This is a genomic window from Rufibacter immobilis (genome assembly GCF_003721565.1).
GTDB lineage: Bacteria > Bacteroidota > Bacteroidia > Cytophagales > Hymenobacteraceae > Nibribacter > Nibribacter immobilis.
Genome location: NZ_RJJE01000009.1, coordinates 79,238 through 97,682 on the forward strand (window position 1 = coordinate 79,238; position 18,445 = coordinate 97,682).

Below are 18,445 nucleotides of genomic sequence, written 5' to 3' on the forward strand. Positions count from 1 at the left end.
CTGGCTCCTTGCTTTTGAGTAATATTACAGTTGAAACTAAATCCTGATTTCTATGAATAAGATTGTGTCTTTGAAAACAGTGTGGGTGCTGGCTTTTGCCTTGTTCCTGATGGCGGGCAATGCCGCTGCCCAGATTAAAATGCCCGCCGCCAGCCCGGCCGCTACCGTGAAACAAAGCATTGGCTTAGGTGATGTGACCGTTGAGTATTCCAGACCGAGCACAAAAGGACGGAAAATCTTCGGGGACCTGGCTCCCTACGGAAAAGTGTGGCGTACCGGCGCCAACGCCTCCACCAAACTCACCTTCTCTGAGGAAGTAATGCTGGAAGGAAACAAAGTACCCGCCGGACAGTACGCGCTGTACACCATTCCGGGGGAAAAGGATTGGACGGTCATCATCCACAAGAACACCAAACACTGGGGAGACGGCGGCAAAGACTATAAGCCCGAAGAAGACTTAGTGCGCTTTAAGGTATCACCTAAGAAAACCGCCGACAAAGTAGAGACGTTCACCATTGGGTTCAGTGACCTTACCAGCAACGGCGCCGTGATGCAGATCATGTGGGAAAATACCTTAGTGCCCGTGAAAATCACCTCAGACGTAGACAGCAAAGTGATGTCGCAGATACAGGAGAAGGTAGTGAACGGGAATAACGTAACCCCAGCGCTTTACGCCGCCGCCGCTTCTTACTATGCAGACAACAACAAAGACCTGAAACAGGCGCTTACCTGGATGAAACAAGCCAACGAGAAAGACCCTAAGTTCTGGACATTGCACCAGCAAGCCAAAATCCAGGCCAAACTGAAGGATTACAAAGGCGCCACCGCTACTGCCCAGAAATCAATTGAACTGGCCAAGAGAGAAAGCAACGCCGACTATGTAGCCCTCAACGAGAAGCTCCTGGCCGAGATCAAAAACAAGAAATAGCGTTTAGGGGCGCTTTTTCTCAAATTAGGCCTAAAACAGATGCCGCTGGGAAATCTCAGCGGCATCTGTTTTTTTATTGTTTCCTATTCTGCTTACAAGAATGCAATCTGATGTTGCCCAGGCATCCGCTGGTACCTCCCTATTTGCTGTTTAAGGCCTGTTTTTGAAAAAAGAGCCCCTAAACGTGAGCACCAACCGACGCTTGTGCCATAAAGATTGAGAGATGAAACCGTTTCAATTACATCCAGCGCACCTTGTCTGCCAGAGGAAGTACTCTTTTGCCGGTTTCTGCCGGGCTGTCTGAGTAACCCAGGTACAGAATACCCAGCACCACATCTTCGTCCCGCAGTTGCAGCAGTTCTTTCATGGCAGGGTGATAGGCCATTCCGCCCGAGCCCCAGTAAGAGGAAATACCCAAGGCGGTAGCGCCTAATAACAGGTTTTGGATGGCGCAGGAAGTGGCCGCAATCTCTTCCAGAGCCGGGATTTTGGGCAAATCGTCCCGCCGCATGTACGCCACCAGCACGTGCGAGGCCTGGTCTCCCATGTGCAGCAGCTTCTCATACTTCATCTCCAGAAACTTCTCCCCCGGCGTCTGCTCGCGGTAGAGTTGGGCATGCGCCGTGCAGAAATCCTTCACTTTGCCCGGACCATAGACCATGAAACGCCACGGCTCCGTGTGCCCGTGGGTAGGAGCCCAATCGGCGAGGGCCAGCAGGTCATTAATGTGGGCATCGGGAATCGGCTTGCCGTTCATCTTGGGCGGCTTAACCGTTCTTCTATGTTCTATAATGTCTCTCAGGACGCTAAACTGATTCATAAGCAAAAGAAGGCAAGGAACAGAAATAGGTGTTTACGCAGGCTTGCGCAACAGTGGCTGCAACAAAAAGGCCAGCCCCACCACCAGCACCACGCCAATTAAGTTATACCACAGGTACGCGATGGGTGTAAACAGGTACAACCCGAAAATAAGGAGCTGGGTGAGCACCGCCGCCCAGAAAACGGCATTGCCCTGGAGTTTCCTGACATAGAAGGCGGCAATGAAGATTCCCAGGATGGTTCCGTAGAACAGAGAGCCTAGGATGTTCACCGCCTGTATCAGGTTCTCCAGCTGCGAGGCAAACAGGGCGAAGAAAATGGAAACCGCTCCCCAGCCCACTGTAAACCACCGCGAGGCCCGCACATAATGCTCATCGGTGGCGTTGGGCCGCACGGAGCGTTTATAGACATCTACCACTGAGGTGGAGGCCAAAGAATTAAACGCCGAGGCCGTGCTTCCCATGGCCGCGCACAGCACTACCGCCAGCAGCAGCCCCACCAACCCCTTGGGGAACTGCGTAGTCACAAACGTGAGAAACACATAATCGGTGTCTTTGAGGTCGGTGCCTTGGTTATGGGTTTTTATCAGTTCCTGGGCCTCGGCCCGAAGGGCTTTCCGGGTTTCCTCGGCCTGCCGCATTTTGGTCTGCGCCTCGGCTTCAGCTACTTCATCGTTTGCTTTCTGGGCTTCCAGCAATTGCAACGCCGCCTGCTTCTTCCGGAGAAAAGCCTGTTCGCCGTCGGCTTCTAATTTGTGCCAGGCGGGTGCCGCTGCTGAGGCCACCACGTTGGCCGCCTGCTGCTGGTTGAAGTACAACGGCGGCTGATAGAACTGATAGAACACAAACACCAGCACGCCTACCAGCAAAATCAGAAACTGCATGGGAATCTTGACCAGGCCGTTCATGAGCAAGCCCAACCGGCTCTGGGCAATGGTCTCGCCGCCCAGGTAACGCCCCACCTGCGACTGATCTGTGCCGAAGTACGACAAAGACAGGAAAAACCCACCAATAAGGCCAGACCAAAGGTTGTAGCGGTCATTGGGGTCAAAGCGGAGGTCCACTAGGTTCAGTTTACCGGAGGAACCCGCCACGGCCATCGCCTCAGAGAAACCTACTCCCGCAGGCAGCATCTGCACCACCACCACGGCCGCCGCCAGCATACCACCCAGCATCACGGCCATTTGCAGGCGCTGCGTCTGGCTCACGGCCTTGGTGCCACCCACCACGGTATAATACGTGACAATAACGCCAATGAAAAGAATGGTGCCCGTGAGGTTCCAGCCCAGAATAGCCGATAGAATAATGGCCGGGGCATAGATGGTGATACCCGTAGACAAGCCGCGCTGCAACAGGAAAAGCAGGGCGGCCAGAGAGCGGGTTTTCAGGTTGAAGCGGCTCTCCAGGTACTCATAGGCGGTATAGACCTTGAGCCGGTAATAGATAGGAATAGCCGTGACCGAGAGCACCACCATGGCCAGCGGCAACCCGAAGTAGAACTGAATAAACCGCATGCCATCATCAAACGCTTGCCCGGGCGTGGACAGGAACGTAATGGCGCTGGCCTGGGTAGCCATCACAGAGAGCCCCATCATCCACCACCGCTCGGTGTTATCGGCGCGCAGGTAGCTGGCCATGTGCTGGGTTTTCCGGCTCTTCCAGATGCCGTACAACACAATCACCGCTATGGTGCCTACGAGCACTCCCCAATCCAAACCGCTCATGAATAGGAAACGGTAATGAGGTAAAACAGCAGAATCAGCGCCGCCAATACGCCCAGCACCAACCCGTACATGGCGGTCCAGCTTTTAAAGAACGGCGGCGGATCAATGTCTCCTTTGGTCATACAGGCTAGTGATGGCAGGCAATACAAAAACAACGGTGGGCAGCGGGTTGCCAGTACGTTTAGGGGCTCTTTTTCCAAAAAGAGCCCCTAAACGCTATTTACCCAAAGATAACAAATTCACGAAGAGACGGTAGGCACCCGGCACCCCGGCCGGAAGCTCCCGGAAGAAGGAGTAACCCGTGTACACAAAATGCCCTTTCCCGTATTTGGCCACCAGCAGTCCGCTGTCTTTGGGGCTCTCGCCCGGGTCGTTGGAAGAGATCACTGCCTCATATTCCGGGGCCCACTGGTTAGGGAAATACAGGCCGCGTTCCTGCACCCATCCCCTGAAATCCTGCTCCGTGATTTTGTTGGGCGTGTTCAGGACGGGGTGATTGGGCTTCAGGAAACGAACTTCGGCATCCTCTACCGTAACCCGGTCATTAGACAACTTAATGGGGTACGGCCCCAGTTCTGTGGTCACCAGCCCATTGCTCACGTTGTACTGCACCACCAGAGTGCCGCCGTTGCGCACATACTCCATGAGCTGGGGCTGCTGGAATTTAAGGCGTTCCAGGGTGTTGTAGGCGCGTACGCCTGTGACCACGGCATCATACTTCCGCAGTGAAGAGGCGTTGAGATCTTCCACCCGAAGCTGCTCCACGGTGTACCCAATCTGTTGCAGACTAGCCGGTATCTCGTCACCGGCGCCCATGAGGTAGCCAATGAGCTGGCCTTTGCGTTTCAGGTCCAGTTTCACGGCTTTGGCGGCGGCTTCGGGGAATAAGGTCTGGGTGGGAATATGGTTGTACTGGATAGAAGTCAGTCCCTGGGTGTAGGTTCTACCGTTGGCGGTCACGGCGGCGCCGATGGTACTTTCGGTTTGGGTTGCCCCGGGGTACACCTGGAAGATGAAGCTCTGCTCCGCTCCTTTCTGGGCCAGCGTGAACGCTTGCTGGGCAGGTTCTGCACGCCAGCCGGCAGGCAGACGCAGGCTTACCTGCCCAGCTACCTGGTCTTTGCCCGCGCGTACCCGCACCGTAACCGGCTTGGGCTGGGCATCTGCAAACACGTAGACTTTCTCCGCCAGGTTTACCGTAACGGGCGGTGCCACCTCAAACGGACGGTACTGCTCTCCTTCTACCGGATCGGTGCGTTTGTAGACAAGGGGCAACGTGAAGGTGAACGGCTGATTCTGCACCGTGAGCTGGAGCCTCACCTGCGCCGGGGCCGGATTCTCTGGTAACCCAATAAGCGCCGGGGCATCTACCCTAAACATGCCGGTAGAGCCCGGCAGTTGCAACCAATACGGCTGTGAGTAAGGCGTGGCCGCCGGCAGCGTGAGCGTGGTTCTGGCAAAGAAAGGTTGATTAGGCTCCAGTTTCTGCTGCACGGCAGTGTCTTTGCCCGCGAACAGATATTCCACTTTGTTCAAGGTGACCGGCACGCCCGAGCGGTTCACGGCTTCCAGCGCCACGGTCACCGGCTCTCCCGGCGAAACCGCATACTCATTCACAGAGGCAGCCTCCAGGTACAAGCCCAGACACGCTTTGATGACGTCCTGCAACTCCTGCTGCTTCACCGTTTTCCAGTAAGAGTTAGGCAGTTTGTTCAGGGCGGCGTACGTTTTGAGCAGAGTGGGCACCGAGGCCGCCGGATTAGCGGGATTGTAATTTCTGAGGGTTTCCTGCACCAGTTTGCTAACTTCGTTGCTGCCGGGCACCCGGCTCCAGGTGGTGGTCACGCCTTCCAGCAGATCAGTGGTGGCTTTGTCGCCTTTCAGGAACTCAAAGTACTCAATTGCCTCGCCGCGGGTGCCGCTGCTGCCAAAGCCCTGGCTTTTGTGCATGCTTCGGCTCAGGGCCGCAATTTCGTTGTAAGATTTTCCCAGCAGGGCATTGTACATCCCGGCATCTACCGTGAGCTTGCCGGTGGGGTCAAACTGTCGGCCTTGGCCGTAGAAAAAGGAAGAAGTGTTCCAGAGGAGGCGCTTCACCTGCCAGGGGGCCACGGTTTTGAGCTGCTCGGGGAAACGTTTGGGATCGGCGGCGGCCTCAAAGGCTTCCAGGGCAATCATGGCCGAGGCGGTATGGTGGCCGTGGGTGCCGCCGGGCTCCGGCGAAAAGCGGGTAATAATCACATCGGGCCGGAAGTTACGGATCACCCAGACGGCATCTGCCAGGACCTGTTCGCGGTTCCAGATGGTGAACGTCTCCGCCGGATTTTTGGAGAACCCGAAGTCGTTGGCCCGGCTGAAGAACTGCTCCCCTCCGTCGGTGCGGCGGGCCTGCAACAGCTCCTGGGTTCTGATAATGCCCAGCTCCTCACGGATTTCCGGACCGATCAGGTTCTGGCCCCCGTCGCCGCGGGTGAGGGACAGGTAACCGGTGCGCAGTTTGCGTTCATTGGCCAGGTAGGCAATGAGGCGGGTGTTCTCGTCGTCTGGGTGGGCGGCCATGTACAGCACGCTTCCCAGCACGTTCAGTTTCTCTAGGGCCAGGCGGATGTCGGCGGCGTTGGGCTTTTTAGGGGCCTGGGCCTGGGCAAACGGAGCCGCGGCCAGCCACACCAAAAGCGCCCCCGCCACGAAAGCACGAACAGAGGTCATATCAGGTAGAAAGTTCAGAGGTAAAGAAGAGACGCAGCGGCAGTAAACTGCCAAGGCATCATCCGGTAAATCTATGGATTTTTACACCAAAGGCAGAACGGTTCGCAGCAATAAAAGAGGACTTCCCCGATGTTCTTCTCTGGTAACGGTGGTATCTTGAAGGGAACCTAGCCGCCGCGTTTAGGGCCAGATTTCAGAAAAAGAGCCGCTAAACGCAAACAGGGCCCCTGCGCAGGGCCGGTATAACTTTTTTGGGCGTTTCACAGTTAAGAGAAGCTGACAGAGCGCTTAACTTATCTCTATACCCATGAAAAAGCTAATGATGATATTGGCCATTGCCGGCACTACCGGTTTTGCGGCCTGCGACGCCCAAACGGGCAATACCACTTCTTCGGCCGGCACTGACTCTGAGCAGAATTCCAGCGGAAACAACAGCAACAGCAGCGTGGTGAACGCCCCCACCAATGACACCACCGGAGCCAGCGCCACCGAGAAAACCCAGACCCGCGTGGGTAACTCAGACACCCGCGGTGAGCAGAACAACTCCAATTCCAACACTACCCAGAACCAGGTGCTCCAAGACAGCATGTAACCCTGCGGAAGTAGGTAAATTTGAAAAGCCGTTTAGGGGCCGTTTTTGGGAAAACGGCCCCTAAACGGCTTTTATATTTGCTTGGCTATAGATTACTAGGTACAAGACAGGCACTTTGTCCTTTATCTCCTCTTTCAATGTGAACCATTATAAACATAGTTCTCCAGATACAATGCAATCCCTGCTAGTATAATAAAGCAGCTAAAACTTATCCAGGAGTAAACGATGATCAACCTCCTCAGTCTCTTATACTCTATCTCAACTTCTTCTGACTTAAATAAATAAAAGGGAAAGAAAATGAAGAGCTTACTATACAAAAGGCTAAATGGATTAAAGTAAATATCGAACAGCGTGATGTTTAAACTTTTCTTCTTTTTAAAAAGGAGAAAGTGGTAATATACTTTCAGATTAAAGCTAATCCCAAAGGCCATCCACAGAACCACAATAGTCAAGTCAACCATAGTAATGGCTCAACAGTAGTCTAAGGAAAGTTACTTCTGCTTCTTGGCGCGCTGGCTTTCTTTGAACTCCTGCCCGGAGCGGAGCGTGTGGAATTCCCCAATCAAGGTTCTGATCTTGATCTCGTCTAGCGTGGAAAGTTTTTCCTCTACCGTGGCTTTGCGCTTGCCCAGGTTCTGGAGGATGTAATCGGCGTAGTCCCAGTCGCGGGAGGTCCAGTTCTGGCGCTTGGCGCGCACGTTCTGCATGAACCGGATGTACGCTTCCCGCATGTGGATGGGGCTGATGCCCTGCACATTGGAGAATGAGCCCAGCAGTTCCTTCTCGCGCAACCGCACTTCCTCGGCCTGCAGAGGCACCTCATCGGCCATGGGTTTGCTCTCCAATTCCTGGAAACGGGTCTTCAGCTCCAGAAACTCGCGTTTGGAGTTCTCTGACAGGTTCTGGAAACTGTTCTCAATTTTATTGGCCTGCCGGGAAAAATCATTTTTGATGGTGGGCCACTCCGCCCGGGTGGTAGTGGCAATTTTGTCAGACTGGGTGCGCATCCACTCCTTGAAAGAGCGCAGCTCCTGCTCCGCCGCCGATTCCTGGGTTTCCTTGGCCGGTTTGGTTTCCTCCTGCGTCTGGGCCCATCCGGTGGTGGCGCATAAAACAGAAAGGCCCAGCATGAGCCCCAAAACGTTTCCTTTTCGCATAGTTTGTTTAGTAAAGGGTTGATGGTTGCCTCTCCAAAGGTACTATTTTTCCCGAAAGGCCCCAGGTGGTTTACAGCAAGAACAACGCCAAAAACACCCTTCCATTATGCAGTAGCCTCACTTTCTGGTTTAGCCCTGTTTCCTGAAAAAGCGCCCCTAAACAGCCCGCCCCGGCCAGACATGGTGTCTGGCCGGGGCGGGCTGCATGAATTCTAACCGTTGGCTACGCCAGGATTAGTTTTTCTCCAGAATCTGGAAGAGTTCGTCCAGCTTTGGCGTGAGGATGATCTCCGTGCGGCGGTTTTTCTGGCGGGCCTCAGCCGTGGTGGCCGCATCTACGGGCACGTATTTGGAACGACCCGATGGCGTGACACGCTGCGGGGCCACGCCGGCATCTGTGAGAATGCGGGTGATCTCTGTGGCGCGGAGTACGCTCAGGTCCCAGTTGTCTTGCATGCCGGCGGTGCCGCGGGCTACGGGTACGTCATCTGTGTGGCCTTCCACCAGCACGTTCACGTCTGGTTGGTTCTGCAACACGGTGGCCAATTTCTTGAGTGCTTCCTGCCCCTGGGCGTCTACTTTGGTGGAGCCAGATTTGAACAGCAGCTGGTTAGACAAAGACACGTACACCTTGCCGTTGCGTACGTCTACGGTGAGGTCAGAGGCTTTGAAGCCCAGCAGGGCGTTGCTCACCACTTGTCTCAGGCTGTTCACGGCTTTGTCTTTCTCATCCAAGATCCGCTGCATTTCGGCTAGGCGGGCTTCCCGGGCCTGCAAATCGGCGCTGAGTTTGGTTACTTGCTGGTTTTTGGTGTTGAGGTTGGTGCGCAAAGAAGCTTCCGTGGAGGCTTTCTCGGTGGCCAGATCAGATTTCTCCTGGTTCAGGCGCTCTTTGTCCTGCTGCAGGCGGGCCCGCTCACTTTCCAGTTCGGCTTTCTGGCGGGTCAGTTCATCCTGGAGGACCACCAATGATCGGTTTTCGGCCAGGGCCGCTTCATATTTCTTGGTAGACACGCAGGAACCCAGGAGTCCGAGGGCCAGTACGGCCGGTAAAACGGGGCGCAAATAGTTCTTTTTCATAGCTGATAAATGGTTTAAGCGGTTGCTGCTCAAAAACAGCAACGTATATATGTACGCAGCGCCTGCTGCCGGGGTTAAAACACCGAAAAAAAGCCGCACAAAGCAAATCTACTTGCCCGGATCTGGCCAAAGATGGCAGCCAACTGGCTTGAAATCCGTTGCGGTTTAAGGGCAGAAAATGGAGCGCCCGTGCTCCGCATTGGACAAAAACACTATCTTTGAACGAGGTAAATCCCCTCTGGGGCCGCAGAGCCGGTTCTGGGTTGGTTTGCCCCCATTTCTTTTACCTTTTTATCATCACTTTTCTTAAAAACAGCATGAAAACCAAACTTACGGTGAACAACAACGGCTCGCTTAAAATTGAAGGCGAGTTTACCATAGTAGACCCGCAGGGCAATGAGTACAACCTCCAGGGCCGCGAGGTAGTGTCTGTGTGCCGTTGCGGCCTCTCCCAAAACAAACCTTTCTGTGACGGATCACACAAAGGTCATTTTGAGCACAACGCCGTGGCTTTTGACCTGCCGCCGCGCAAGGTGTAATCTCTAGTCTTGAGTTCTGAGTCCTGAGTCAGGATTGAGAGGCAAAGAAGATCCTGGAAATGAGCGGAGACAGTGTCTTCGCCTTTTCTTTTTTATTTACTTTCCCTTCTCCTACTTACCTATTCCCTACTACTTCCACATTCACTAGATTCTATGTCCGAAACTTCTACGGGATTCAAGCGCGAGATCAAGTTATTTGATGCCGTCATGCTGGTGGCCGGTTCCATGATTGGGTCCGGTATTTTTATTGTAAGCGCAGACATTGGCCGCTCTGTGGGCAGCGCGGGTTACCTCCTGCTGGTGTGGGCGCTCACGGGACTCATGACCCTGGCCGGGGCCCTCAGCTACGGCGAACTCACCAGCCTCATGCCCCGCGCCGGCGGCCAGTACGTGTACCTGCGCGAGTCTTACGGCCCGCTGGTGGCGTTCCTCTACGGCTGGACCCTCTTCCTGGTGATTCAGAGCGGGACCATTGCGGCGGTGGCCGTGGCTTTCGCGCGGTTTACCGGGGTGTTGGTGCCCTGGTTCTCAGAAGACAATGTGCTCCTAGACTTGGGTTTCCTGCAATTTACGTCGGTGCAGCTGCTGGCCATTGCGTCTATTGTGCTGCTCACCTTCGTGAACCAGCAGGGCGTGAGAAACGGCACCATCATCCAGAACATCTTCGGGAGTACTAAGATCATCGCCTTGTTCGCGCTGCTGGGTTTCGGGCTGCTGCTGGGCACTAACTCAGACGTGATTGACCTGAACTTCTCCAACCTCTGGGATGCGCAGAACGTGGTGCTGGACAAAACCACCGGCACCGTTACCCGCACCACGCTGTCTGGGTGGGCACTTATGGTGGGCATCGGCACGGCCATGATCGGGTCGCTGTTCTCCTCAGACGCCTGGAACAACATTGGCTTCTCCGGCGATGAGATTGTGAACCCCAAACGCACCATTGTGCTCAGCATGGCCATTGGTACCGCCTTGGTGACTATTCTGTACGTGCTCATCAATGTGGTGTACCTCACCATTCTGCCTTTGCAGGGAGATCCGGCCGGGGCCGATGTGCTGAGCCGAGGGCTTCAGTTCGCGAGCAATGACCGCGTGGGCACGGCCGTGGCCGAAGTCATAGGCGGCGCGCCCGCTACCATCGCCATCGCTATCCTGATCATGATCTCCACCTTTGGCTGCAACAACGGCGTGATTCTCTCTGCGCCGCGCGTGTACTACGCCATGGCCAAAGACGGGCTTTTCTTCCCCAACATGGCCAAGCTGAACAAGAACGGGGTACCCGGCGCCGCGCTCACCATCCAGTGCGTATGGGCCAGTATTCTGTGCCTTTCGGGCCGGTACTCAGACCTGTTGGACTATGTGATCTTTGCCGTGCTGCTGTTCTACATCCTCACCATTGCCGGTATTTTCATTCTGCGCCGCACTATGCCAGACGCGCCGCGGCCGTACAAAGCCATAGGGTACCCGGTGCTGCCGGCCTTGTACATCCTCATGGCCTCGTTCATCTGCATCATCCTGCTCATCTACAAGCCCAATTACTCCTGGCCGGGGCTTATTCTGGTGGGTGTGGGCGTTCCGGTGTTCTACTTCTTTGGCAAGCGCTTCCGGAAGATAGAAAACTAAGTCTCCATAGAAATCTTTTACCAGACGCCGCTATCTTTGCGGCGTTTGCGTTTAGGGGCTGTTTTTGCAAAAACGGCCCCTAAACGCAAACCTGGGCGGCGCACACGGGAGCCCAAATCCTTCCCACCCAAACGCCGTACTCAATTACTTTACTGCTTACCAACATGATGAAAAAACTTCTATTTGCCGGGGCTTTCGCGCTCATGAGCGTAGTGGCGGCCAATGCCCAGACCAGCCTGGGCGTAAAAGCAGGCCTGAACGTGGCCTCCATCCGGATACCGGGCACCGATATTGACCCGCGCATAGGGGTGCATGCCGGTTTCTTCGCATCTACGCCCATCTCCAAGTCCTTTGCCCTGCAACCCGAAATCCTGTATTCGCAGCAGGGCGTAAAGACCGAAGGCACTACCTTTACCTATCATTACCTCAACATTCCGCTGATTTTCAAAGGCTACATCTCTGGGGGCTTACACGCCCAGGTAGGCCCCCAGTTTGGGGTATTGCTCTCGGCTAAACGTGAAAAAGGGAAAACCTCCACGGACATCACCGACAGCCAGAACCGGTATGACGGAGCTGTGGCGCTGGGCTTGGGCTATGATGTGTCCTCGTGGCAGGTTTCGGCGCGGGTGAACCTGGGTCTGTCAGACACCAGAGATGACCCAGACGGCGGCGCCAACCGTTCCAACAACGTGTTTCAGTTATCCTTGGGCTATAAGTTCAGATAAACCGCCTCAGGCAGAAGCCAACATTCTGCCGGGGTGAACGATTGAGGCGTTTAGAGGCCGTTTTTTCAAAAACGGCCCCTAAACGCCTTTTTCTATTCTAGTCGCACCAGGGCGAAGCAGGAACTGTTTGAGCCGCCAAACCGATGTTTTTTTGTTTTGTCTGTATCTTTGCGCCGCCAACTTACCCACGGAACCCAGACAGACCACGCGCGACTTTCCAAGTACTTTTCCCCCTTCTCCTTATATATAACATAGTATGACGGCACCCACCCACCCTACTCCGCCTGTTACGGTAGAGTCCACCACAGACACCGCGCTAATACAGGAACTGGCCTACGCCACCTGGCAGCCCACCTATGAGAAAATCCTCTCTCAGGCGCAAATAGACTTCATGCTCACGGAGATGTATTCGCCGGAGGCGCTCCGGAAGCAGATGGAGGAAGGCCAGACGTTCCTGCTGCTGCGGCAAGGCGAGATACCTGCGGCCTTTGCCTCGTTCTCCCTCCTCCAGCCAGACCAGAAACTGTACAAATTGAATAAGCTGTACATACATCCTTCGTTCCAAGGGCGAGGTTTTGGGAATAGACTTCTGGAAGAAGTGACACAACGTGTAAAGACCCAGGGAGGAGAGAAATTGGAATTAAATGTGCACCGCCAGAACCCCGCTTTCCACTTTTACCAGAAGCACGGCTTTGAGATTTCACAAATAATTGATATTCCATTTGGTCAATTCACGCTGAATGACTACATTTTGCACAAGAAACTCTCAGACGCCCCCTAAGAAGGAGTTCTTAATAAATAGAAGGTATCTTCTGTTCTTATTTTAAGAAAAATTGTAATATTTAGGAAACGTGTCTTCAAAACCAATCTTCAAAGTCCTATTAACCGGTTGTCTGTTGCTGAGCTGCTCCGTTTCTGGGTTTAGCTGGGGTTTCTTCGGCCACAAGGTGATTCAGCAGTTGGCGGTTTACGGCTTGCCCAAGCAGATGCAGGTGTATTATCACCGCCACATGGCTACGCTGGTGGAAACCTCGGTGCGGCCAGATGAGCGCCGTTCCGTAGATCCGCAGGAAGCGCCCCGGCATTACATAGATCTGGAAGCCTTCGGGCCGCACGCCCTGCATGACATGCCCAGAGACTGGTCTGCCGCCGCGGCCAAGTACAGTGCAGACACGCTCCAGAAATACGGCATTGTGCCCTGGCAGGTCATGCGCATCAAAGAACGCCTCACCCACGCCTTCTATACCAAGAACGCCGATAGCATTCTCTACTACTCCGCAGATCTGGCCCATTACATCCAGGATGCCCACGTACCCCTGCACACCAGCCTGAACCATGACGGGCAACTGACCGGCCAAACCGGCCTCCACAGCCTCTGGGAGTCTAAACTGCCTGAGCAGCACCTGGCGGGCTACCACCTGCGGCAATCAAATGGCCAGTACCTGAAAAACCCAGAACTGGCCATTTGGGAAGTGGTGCGTGCCTCTCACCAACTGGTGCCGTTGGTACTGTCTGCGGAGAAACAGGCCAGCGAGAAGTTCACGGAGGCCACCAAATACACCGTGACCGAGCGCAATGGCAGAACCCGCCGAAGCTATACAGACGCCTTTGCCGCCGCTTACCACCAGGCGCTGGGCAACATGGTACAGGACCGCATGAAGGCTTCAGCTGAGGCCACCGCCTCTTTCTGGTACACCTGCTGGGTAGACGGCGGCAAACCAGACCTCAGCAAATTACTGCCCACCCCCCGCACCAAAGCCGAGAACAAACAGCTGAAACAGGAGCTCAAAGCCTGGAAGAAAGGCAACTTACAGGAAAATGGCCTGCTGCTCACCAAAATCAGGATTTCGCTCATGAACGTGGTGGAGTGGGTACAAGAACTGGTGGCCTAACTTCCTTATTTTTACGCCAGAGACAGAAGAGCCTACTCAAAGTCTGGTGTTAAACCCGTACTTTTGCCGTCCGCGTTTAACACCAGCAGAAATAACACATGCACATTGCAATAGTAGGCAACATTGGCGCCGGAAAAACCACCCTGGCCACCAAACTTGCCCAGCACTACAAATGGGAAGTTTTCCTGGAGGCAGTGGAGGACAATCCTTACCTCAAAGATTTCTATGAAGACATGCCCCGGTGGGCCTTCCACCTACAGGTTTTCTTCCTCAACAGCCGCTTCAATCAGGTCCTGAAGATCAATGAGCGCACCAGCGGCGTGATTCAGGACCGCACCATCTATGAAGACGCCTACATCTTCGCCAAGAACCTGCACCATTCTGGCATGATGAGCGACCGCGACTATCAGAACTATTTCAGCCTGTTCCAGTCCATGACCCGGATGGTGAAGCCCCCAGACCTGCTGGTCTACCTCAAGGCCGATCTTCCCAAACTCATAGGGCAGATTCAGAAACGGGGCCGGGACTACGAAGACAACATCTCCCTCTCCTACCTCAAGCACCTGAACGAGCATTACGAGCAATGGATTGCGGGTTACAACCACGGCAAGCTGCTGGTAGTGGACGTGAACCACATGGACTTCGTGGAGAAACCCGAAGACCTGGGCACCATCATTGACCGCATCAACATAGAACTGTTCGGGCTGTTTTAGTCTGACTGCAGAAGTAATTTTATAACTGAGGCGTTTAGGGGCCGTTTTTGGAAAAACGGCCCCTAAACGCCTCCCTCTTTTTCGGCCCTTCCTTTCTGCCAATCCTGTTTGGGCCATGCGGGAATATCTCTGAAGGGGCAATTGCGTATGCATAGAAAAAACGCGCTATGCTTACCAGATTCAAGAAACTGAACACGATAGGAGCGGTGGTGCTGGCCTTGACCGGAGCCTTTGCCTGTGAGCGCACCTCGCCCTCCAACACTGACCCCAACAACCAGCCCAGAACCCGCGCCGAGGAAGACCTAGCCGAACTGCGGGCCTGGATGGACGAGAAAACCGAACGTCTAGACAGCACCGGCCCAGACCGCTCTGAACAGGTAAAAGAGGAGTTCAAACAGCGCACCGCCCAACTGGATAGCAGATTGGACAGCCTCTCGGCCAAATCCAAAGAAGAATACAAGGAGCTCAGACGCAAATACCAGAACTGGGAGGCCCGCAACGCGCAGCGCACTCAGTTGCCCCTGCGCCCGGAGACCCTGCACCGCTTCCACCAGATACTGTTAGGTTCGGCCACGGCTCTGGACAGTACTATTCCCGCTCATCAGATAGCGCAGGTGTACAGCCAGTTTGTGCAGAACGTGCGCCTGCACCGCGATTCCTGGACCGCCTCTGACTGGGACTACGTGGACGAAATCTACGGGCGACTCAACCAGAAGGAAGACTTGGTGGAAAACCAGGTAACAGCCAAAGACAAAATCAAGATCAGGGCCCTGCAAGCCGAATACCTGACCATGGAGACCAGCCATGACGCGAAGAACTTGTATAAACAGGTCAAGTAGCGCGAGTTTCACGGTTAGAAGTAAAGTTGCTTTTTCGTAAAGCACAAACCCGTTTAGAGGCTCTTTTTGGAAAAAGAGCCCCTAAACGGGTTTCTTTATTTGGTGTGATTCGCTAGTATCAGATTAACGCGCGGCTTCCACCGGAATCCAGCCGGTGGTGCCTTCGGTGTCTTTCACGAGCCAGAAAGCCTCCTGCTTGGCTAGCACGCGCACGGTAGTATCTGGAGGAAGATTTTTCTGGGTGGCGGCCAGCTCGGTAGATGCATCCAGTAGCGGGGCCTCCCTGCGCAGTTTCACGGCCTGTAGGGGTCTATCCAGGGCTTCCACCATGGAGGCGGCAATGTAGCCCTGCTGTCCGTCTGGGAGCATCACGCGGTACCAGGTGGCAGAACCGGCCAACACTTGCAGCGGCGCGTGCTGGGGTAGCGTGAGCAAGGCTTGCGCCGATGACGCGGGGGCCGACCGCAAGGCTACTTTCGCTTTGGCCACGCGGGCCCAGTCGCCTAGTTTCTTTTCGTCTACTTTCAGGTCGGCGGGTTTGGTGCGGTCCTGGTGCACGTAGGGGTACGGGTCTACGGCTCCCCGGCCAAACTGGTATATCCCGAAGTGCAGATGCGGGGCCGTGGTGATGGCGTTGCCGGTGTTCCCCAGCAGACCAAGGGTATCGCCAATGGAAACCCGCTGCCCGGGCTGCACCAATTGGCTGTCTAGATGGGCATAGTACAGGCTCTGCTGCCGTTTTGTGTCTGAGAGCCAGACCACTTTTCCGCCTATGGGCGTGGTGTTCACCCTGGAAACCACACCTTCCACGGCTGCCACCACCGGCGTATTTCGCGGCGCGAAAATGTCAATGCCTTCGTGCCTACGGGCGCCGGCGTCGCGGTCCTGGCCCCAGAAGCTCTGTACCGCCCGGCTGTCTTTGCCTTTTACCGGAAACGCCAGAATGGGCATGGTTTCAATGGTCACGGTGTATTGCCCGCTCCGGAGCAACTCGGGCTGCAGCCTTAGCAGATGGGGCAGTTCCTCGTCTATTTCGTATTCCAGGCTTTGGGCGGTGGTGTCGGCGTAGGCTACTTGCCTGGGCTGGGCGGGGTTCTCAGGATCGGCCTCAAACAGGTTGAGGAACACCTGCGGCACTTCCTTTCCCTGGGTTTGCACGCGCACCGCCACTTTCTGCCCCTTCTTCACGGTGAACTGATAGCCGGCGGCCAAGGGTTTGTCGGCGGGGAAATAGCCGGTTTCCTTGAACGGCAGGCTCACGGTCACCGGCTGCCGCAGGGCCTGCTGCCCGGCGGTCAACCACTGCTGCCCCAAGGCGGTCTGGTCCAGTTTTGCATCCTTCAGGCTAGACTGGTACTTCTCATACGGCGATTGCTTTTTGAATACTCCCTTTAAGGTATTCTGCGGACTACAGCCCGAAAAAATTACTTGCCCCGCCACCAGCACCAGAAACAACCACCGCAAGCGGAATGATAAAGTAGAACCACGCATGTTCAATTGCATTTTAAATAGCCTTAAAACGAAAACCCGATTCTGCCCAAGATGTTTCCATCTGGCAGAACCGGGTTTCTTGTACGCAGTTAGCGCCGCAAAGGCTATTCTTCCTCTACAATGCGCTGGTGCGGGTGTACGTACGTGCGCGCGGCTTCTTCTGAAATCACCTCGTACTGGTCTAGCATGAGGTTAGGGTTATCTGCGTTGGAGCCTTTCACGTACACGCCCTCAGGGGTGCGGTAAAGGGCATAATTGTGCAGCCCGAAGGGAAACAGGTTATTGCTGCGCAACTCTTTGGCGTGGGTGAGGTCTAGCTGCTCCCCGCCGGCCGCGGTTACTAAATATAAGGTATGGTTGGCCATGGTCTGAAGTAAGAATAAGTGGAACGGCTACCTGTGGCACTAGCGCAGGTTTCTGCCTGTGAACCAGATGCCGGTAGCGCCTGAGGCCAAAGGTACGGATTGTAGCGGCAAAAAAGGAAAACCGCACCGCGGATTCTCCCACCCGTTTAGCGGCCGTTTTTCCAAAAAGAGGCCCTAAACGCCATCAGCCCCGCAGCCTTATCCTTAGCCCTGACCGCCTCCCGTGGCGGCTTCCATGACCGTGATTTTATCGCCTACCCGCACCGTACCGGTAGAGAGGCCAATCAAATTCATCCCGAACATAACTTTGCTGCCCTGCTTGCGGTACTCCGAGAGCGTTTTCAGAGGCTCCTGGCCCGCCTGGGCGGTGTTCTGGTCAATGGTGGTCACGTTGCAGCGGCCGCAGGGTTTGGCGCCGTAGAAGAGGACCTCGCCCATTTTGAAGGTTTTCCACTGCTCCTCGGCGTAAGGCAACCCACCGGTGAACACAAAATTAGGCCTGAAACGGTTGATGGGAATAGATTCCTCCAGGCGGCTGTTGAGGTCGTTCAGAGATTCCTGCCCAATGATGAGGAACGGATAGCCGTCTGAGAAGCTCACCTTCTCGTTGTGCTTGGCGTAATTAGGGTCAATGAGCCGGATGGAATTCTCGGGCATGTACACCAGGCGGCAGTTCACCCCCAGCACCTCAGAAAACCAGGCGTTGGCCTGCGGGCTCACAATGTAGGCGAAGCAGATGTCGTCCCAGACGGTGACTAGTGTGGAGCGGGTGCTGTCGGTCTCGTAGGGCACCAGTAGCGGAGTTACTTCTTTGGTTTTGTGGGTCACCAAAAGTCCATCGGGGGCAAGGCTCACCTGCAATAGCGCCATCTCCGCAAACTTGCGTTGCGTCAGGAACACCCCGCTTTCGTCTATCAGCATCCAGCGGCGGTCATACTGCAGGCCGCGTTCTTCCACCTGGGCAGAGGTAAGGGAGATACCGCCTAGAGATTTAATGGGATATATGTAAATTTCGCTAAGTACAAGTGTTGACATAGAGTTTCTACTGCTGGGCGTGTCCTTTGGGATGGCCTGTTTTTCCAAAGGTATAAATGATTCTTAAAACGCGAAGAGCGCTCCTAAAGATTTGTACTTTGCAAATAATTTACCCTAAACTTATCTTATTTTTCCCGCCCAAATACTACCGGTCCTTTTTCTCTTTCCCGTTAGCAGGAGCATCCCCCTTTCTTCCCACCTATGCCCTTGCGTTTAGC

The 18,445-nt window shown here is 54.8% G+C and carries 18 protein-coding genes; 9 read left to right on the forward strand and 9 right to left on the reverse strand.

The window, feature by feature from the left end:
- Positions 1–52 precede the first annotated feature (52 nt).
- Positions 53–928, forward strand: coding sequence for a DUF2911 domain-containing protein (locus EFA69_RS07625; RefSeq protein ID WP_123132510.1), 876 nt, complete (start codon positions 53–55; stop codon positions 926–928).
- A 238-nt stretch (positions 929–1,166) separates the two neighbouring features.
- Here EFA69_RS07625 and EFA69_RS07630 read toward each other — a convergent pair whose 3' ends face one another.
- The 4 genes from EFA69_RS07630 to EFA69_RS07640 all read right to left on the reverse strand — a co-directional run bounded on the left by EFA69_RS07630 (position 1,167) and on the right by EFA69_RS07640 (position 6,179).
- On the reverse strand, positions 1,167–1,748 hold the full coding sequence (locus tag EFA69_RS07630) for a nitroreductase family protein (RefSeq protein ID WP_123132511.1): 582 nt from the start codon (positions 1,746–1,748) through the stop codon (positions 1,167–1,169).
- A 33-nt stretch (positions 1,749–1,781) separates the two neighbouring features.
- Positions 1,782–3,470, reverse strand: a complete 1,689-nt coding sequence (locus EFA69_RS07635) for a sodium:solute symporter family transporter (protein ID WP_123132512.1) — start codon at positions 3,468–3,470, stop codon at positions 1,782–1,784.
- Positions 3,467–3,592, reverse strand: coding sequence for a hypothetical protein (locus tag EFA69_RS20605; RefSeq protein WP_262696978.1), 126 nt, complete (start codon positions 3,590–3,592; stop codon positions 3,467–3,469). Before EFA69_RS20605 ends, EFA69_RS07635 begins: the two co-directional genes overlap by 4 nt.
- A gap of 94 nt (positions 3,593–3,686) precedes the next feature.
- Positions 3,687–6,179 (reverse strand): PIG-L family deacetylase, encoded by a 2,493-nt coding sequence (locus EFA69_RS07640; RefSeq protein ID WP_123132513.1) that lies wholly within the window; start codon positions 6,177–6,179, stop codon positions 3,687–3,689.
- A gap of 307 nt (positions 6,180–6,486) precedes the next feature.
- Between EFA69_RS07640 and EFA69_RS07645 the strand changes: the two genes are divergently transcribed.
- Positions 6,487–6,771 carry a hypothetical protein gene (locus tag EFA69_RS07645; protein ID WP_148041298.1) on the forward strand — a complete coding sequence of 95 codons (285 nt, stop codon included), beginning with the start codon at positions 6,487–6,489 and terminating at the stop codon, positions 6,769–6,771.
- 491 nt (positions 6,772–7,262) lie between these two features.
- Here the strand turns inward: EFA69_RS07645 and EFA69_RS07655 are convergent, their stop codons facing one another.
- Together EFA69_RS07655 and EFA69_RS07660 are read right to left on the reverse strand one after the other, a co-directional pair.
- A complete protein-coding gene (locus EFA69_RS07655; RefSeq protein WP_148041299.1) occupies positions 7,263–7,928 on the reverse strand; it encodes a hypothetical protein in 666 nt (221 codons plus the stop codon).
- A 234-nt stretch (positions 7,929–8,162) separates the two neighbouring features.
- Entirely contained in the window at positions 8,163–9,008 is an 846-nt protein-coding gene (locus tag EFA69_RS07660; protein WP_123132517.1) for an OmpA family protein, read from the reverse strand.
- A 317-nt stretch (positions 9,009–9,325) separates the two neighbouring features.
- On the opposite strand from EFA69_RS07660, the gene EFA69_RS07665 reads away from it, so the two are divergent.
- The 7 genes from EFA69_RS07665 (at position 9,326) to EFA69_RS07695 (ending at position 15,336) form a co-directional block, all read left to right on the forward strand.
- Entirely contained in the window at positions 9,326–9,547 is a 222-nt protein-coding gene (locus EFA69_RS07665; protein WP_123133416.1) for a CDGSH iron-sulfur domain-containing protein, read from the forward strand.
- Positions 9,548–9,700: 153 nt separating this feature from the next.
- Positions 9,701–11,167, forward strand: a complete 1,467-nt coding sequence (locus EFA69_RS07670; RefSeq protein ID WP_123132518.1) for an APC family permease — start codon at positions 9,701–9,703, stop codon at positions 11,165–11,167.
- A 164-nt stretch (positions 11,168–11,331) separates the two neighbouring features.
- Positions 11,332–11,892: a porin family protein gene (locus EFA69_RS07675; protein WP_123132519.1), complete on the forward strand. Its 561-nt coding sequence runs from the start codon at positions 11,332–11,334 to the stop codon at positions 11,890–11,892.
- A gap of 256 nt (positions 11,893–12,148) precedes the next feature.
- Positions 12,149–12,673, forward strand: a complete 525-nt coding sequence (locus tag EFA69_RS07680) for a GNAT family N-acetyltransferase (protein ID WP_123132520.1) — start codon at positions 12,149–12,151, stop codon at positions 12,671–12,673.
- A gap of 70 nt (positions 12,674–12,743) precedes the next feature.
- On the forward strand, positions 12,744–13,784 hold the full coding sequence (locus EFA69_RS07685; RefSeq protein ID WP_123132521.1) for a zinc dependent phospholipase C family protein: 1,041 nt from the start codon (positions 12,744–12,746) through the stop codon (positions 13,782–13,784).
- Positions 13,785–13,882: 98 nt separating this feature from the next.
- Positions 13,883–14,497, forward strand: a complete 615-nt coding sequence (locus tag EFA69_RS07690) for a deoxynucleoside kinase (protein WP_123132522.1) — start codon at positions 13,883–13,885, stop codon at positions 14,495–14,497.
- A 167-nt stretch (positions 14,498–14,664) separates the two neighbouring features.
- Positions 14,665–15,336, forward strand: a complete 672-nt coding sequence (locus tag EFA69_RS07695) for a hypothetical protein (RefSeq protein ID WP_123132523.1) — start codon at positions 14,665–14,667, stop codon at positions 15,334–15,336.
- 123 nt (positions 15,337–15,459) lie between these two features.
- Here EFA69_RS07695 and EFA69_RS07700 read toward each other — a convergent pair whose 3' ends face one another.
- The 3 genes from EFA69_RS07700 to EFA69_RS07710 all read right to left on the reverse strand — a co-directional run bounded on the left by EFA69_RS07700 (position 15,460) and on the right by EFA69_RS07710 (position 18,227).
- Positions 15,460–16,839, reverse strand: coding sequence for a peptidoglycan DD-metalloendopeptidase family protein (locus EFA69_RS07700; protein ID WP_245964520.1), 1,380 nt, complete (start codon positions 16,837–16,839; stop codon positions 15,460–15,462).
- Positions 16,840–16,931: 92 nt separating this feature from the next.
- A complete protein-coding gene (locus tag EFA69_RS07705; RefSeq protein WP_123132524.1) occupies positions 16,932–17,192 on the reverse strand; it encodes a hypothetical protein in 261 nt (86 codons plus the stop codon).
- 204 nt (positions 17,193–17,396) lie between these two features.
- The gene (locus tag EFA69_RS07710) at positions 17,397–18,227 is read right to left on the reverse strand and encodes an MOSC domain-containing protein (RefSeq protein ID WP_123132525.1); all 831 of its coding nucleotides are present in this window, start codon (positions 18,225–18,227) and stop codon (positions 17,397–17,399) included.
- Positions 18,228–18,445: the final 218 nt, after the last annotated feature.

Coding starts and splice junctions, on each gene's coding strand:
- EFA69_RS07625 (WP_123132510.1), top strand. CDS start 53: ATGAATAAGATTGTGTCTTTGAAAACAGTGTGGGTGCTGGCTTTTGCC.
- EFA69_RS07630 (WP_123132511.1), bottom strand. CDS start 1,748: ATGAATCAGTTTAGCGTCCTGAGAGACATTATAGAACATAGAAGAACG.
- EFA69_RS07635 (WP_123132512.1), bottom strand. CDS start 3,470: ATGAGCGGTTTGGATTGGGGAGTGCTCGTAGGCACCATAGCGGTGATT.
- EFA69_RS20605 (WP_262696978.1), bottom strand. CDS start 3,592: ATGACCAAAGGAGACATTGATCCGCCGCCGTTCTTTAAAAGCTGGACC.
- EFA69_RS07640 (WP_123132513.1), bottom strand. CDS start 6,179: ATGACCTCTGTTCGTGCTTTCGTGGCGGGGGCGCTTTTGGTGTGGCTG.
- EFA69_RS07645 (WP_148041298.1), top strand. CDS start 6,487: ATGAAAAAGCTAATGATGATATTGGCCATTGCCGGCACTACCGGTTTT.
- EFA69_RS07655 (WP_148041299.1), bottom strand. CDS start 7,928: ATGCGAAAAGGAAACGTTTTGGGGCTCATGCTGGGCCTTTCTGTTTTA.
- EFA69_RS07660 (WP_123132517.1), bottom strand. CDS start 9,008: ATGAAAAAGAACTATTTGCGCCCCGTTTTACCGGCCGTACTGGCCCTC.
- EFA69_RS07665 (WP_123133416.1), top strand. CDS start 9,326: ATGAAAACCAAACTTACGGTGAACAACAACGGCTCGCTTAAAATTGAA.
- EFA69_RS07670 (WP_123132518.1), top strand. CDS start 9,701: ATGTCCGAAACTTCTACGGGATTCAAGCGCGAGATCAAGTTATTTGAT.
- EFA69_RS07675 (WP_123132519.1), top strand. CDS start 11,332: ATGATGAAAAAACTTCTATTTGCCGGGGCTTTCGCGCTCATGAGCGTA.
- EFA69_RS07680 (WP_123132520.1), top strand. CDS start 12,149: ATGACGGCACCCACCCACCCTACTCCGCCTGTTACGGTAGAGTCCACC.
- EFA69_RS07690 (WP_123132522.1), top strand. CDS start 13,883: ATGCACATTGCAATAGTAGGCAACATTGGCGCCGGAAAAACCACCCTG.
- EFA69_RS07695 (WP_123132523.1), top strand. CDS start 14,665: ATGCTTACCAGATTCAAGAAACTGAACACGATAGGAGCGGTGGTGCTG.
- EFA69_RS07700 (WP_245964520.1), bottom strand. CDS start 16,839: ATGCAATTGAACATGCGTGGTTCTACTTTATCATTCCGCTTGCGGTGG.
- EFA69_RS07705 (WP_123132524.1), bottom strand. CDS start 17,192: ATGGCCAACCATACCTTATATTTAGTAACCGCGGCCGGCGGGGAGCAG.
- EFA69_RS07710 (WP_123132525.1), bottom strand. CDS start 18,227: ATGTCAACACTTGTACTTAGCGAAATTTACATATATCCCATTAAATCT.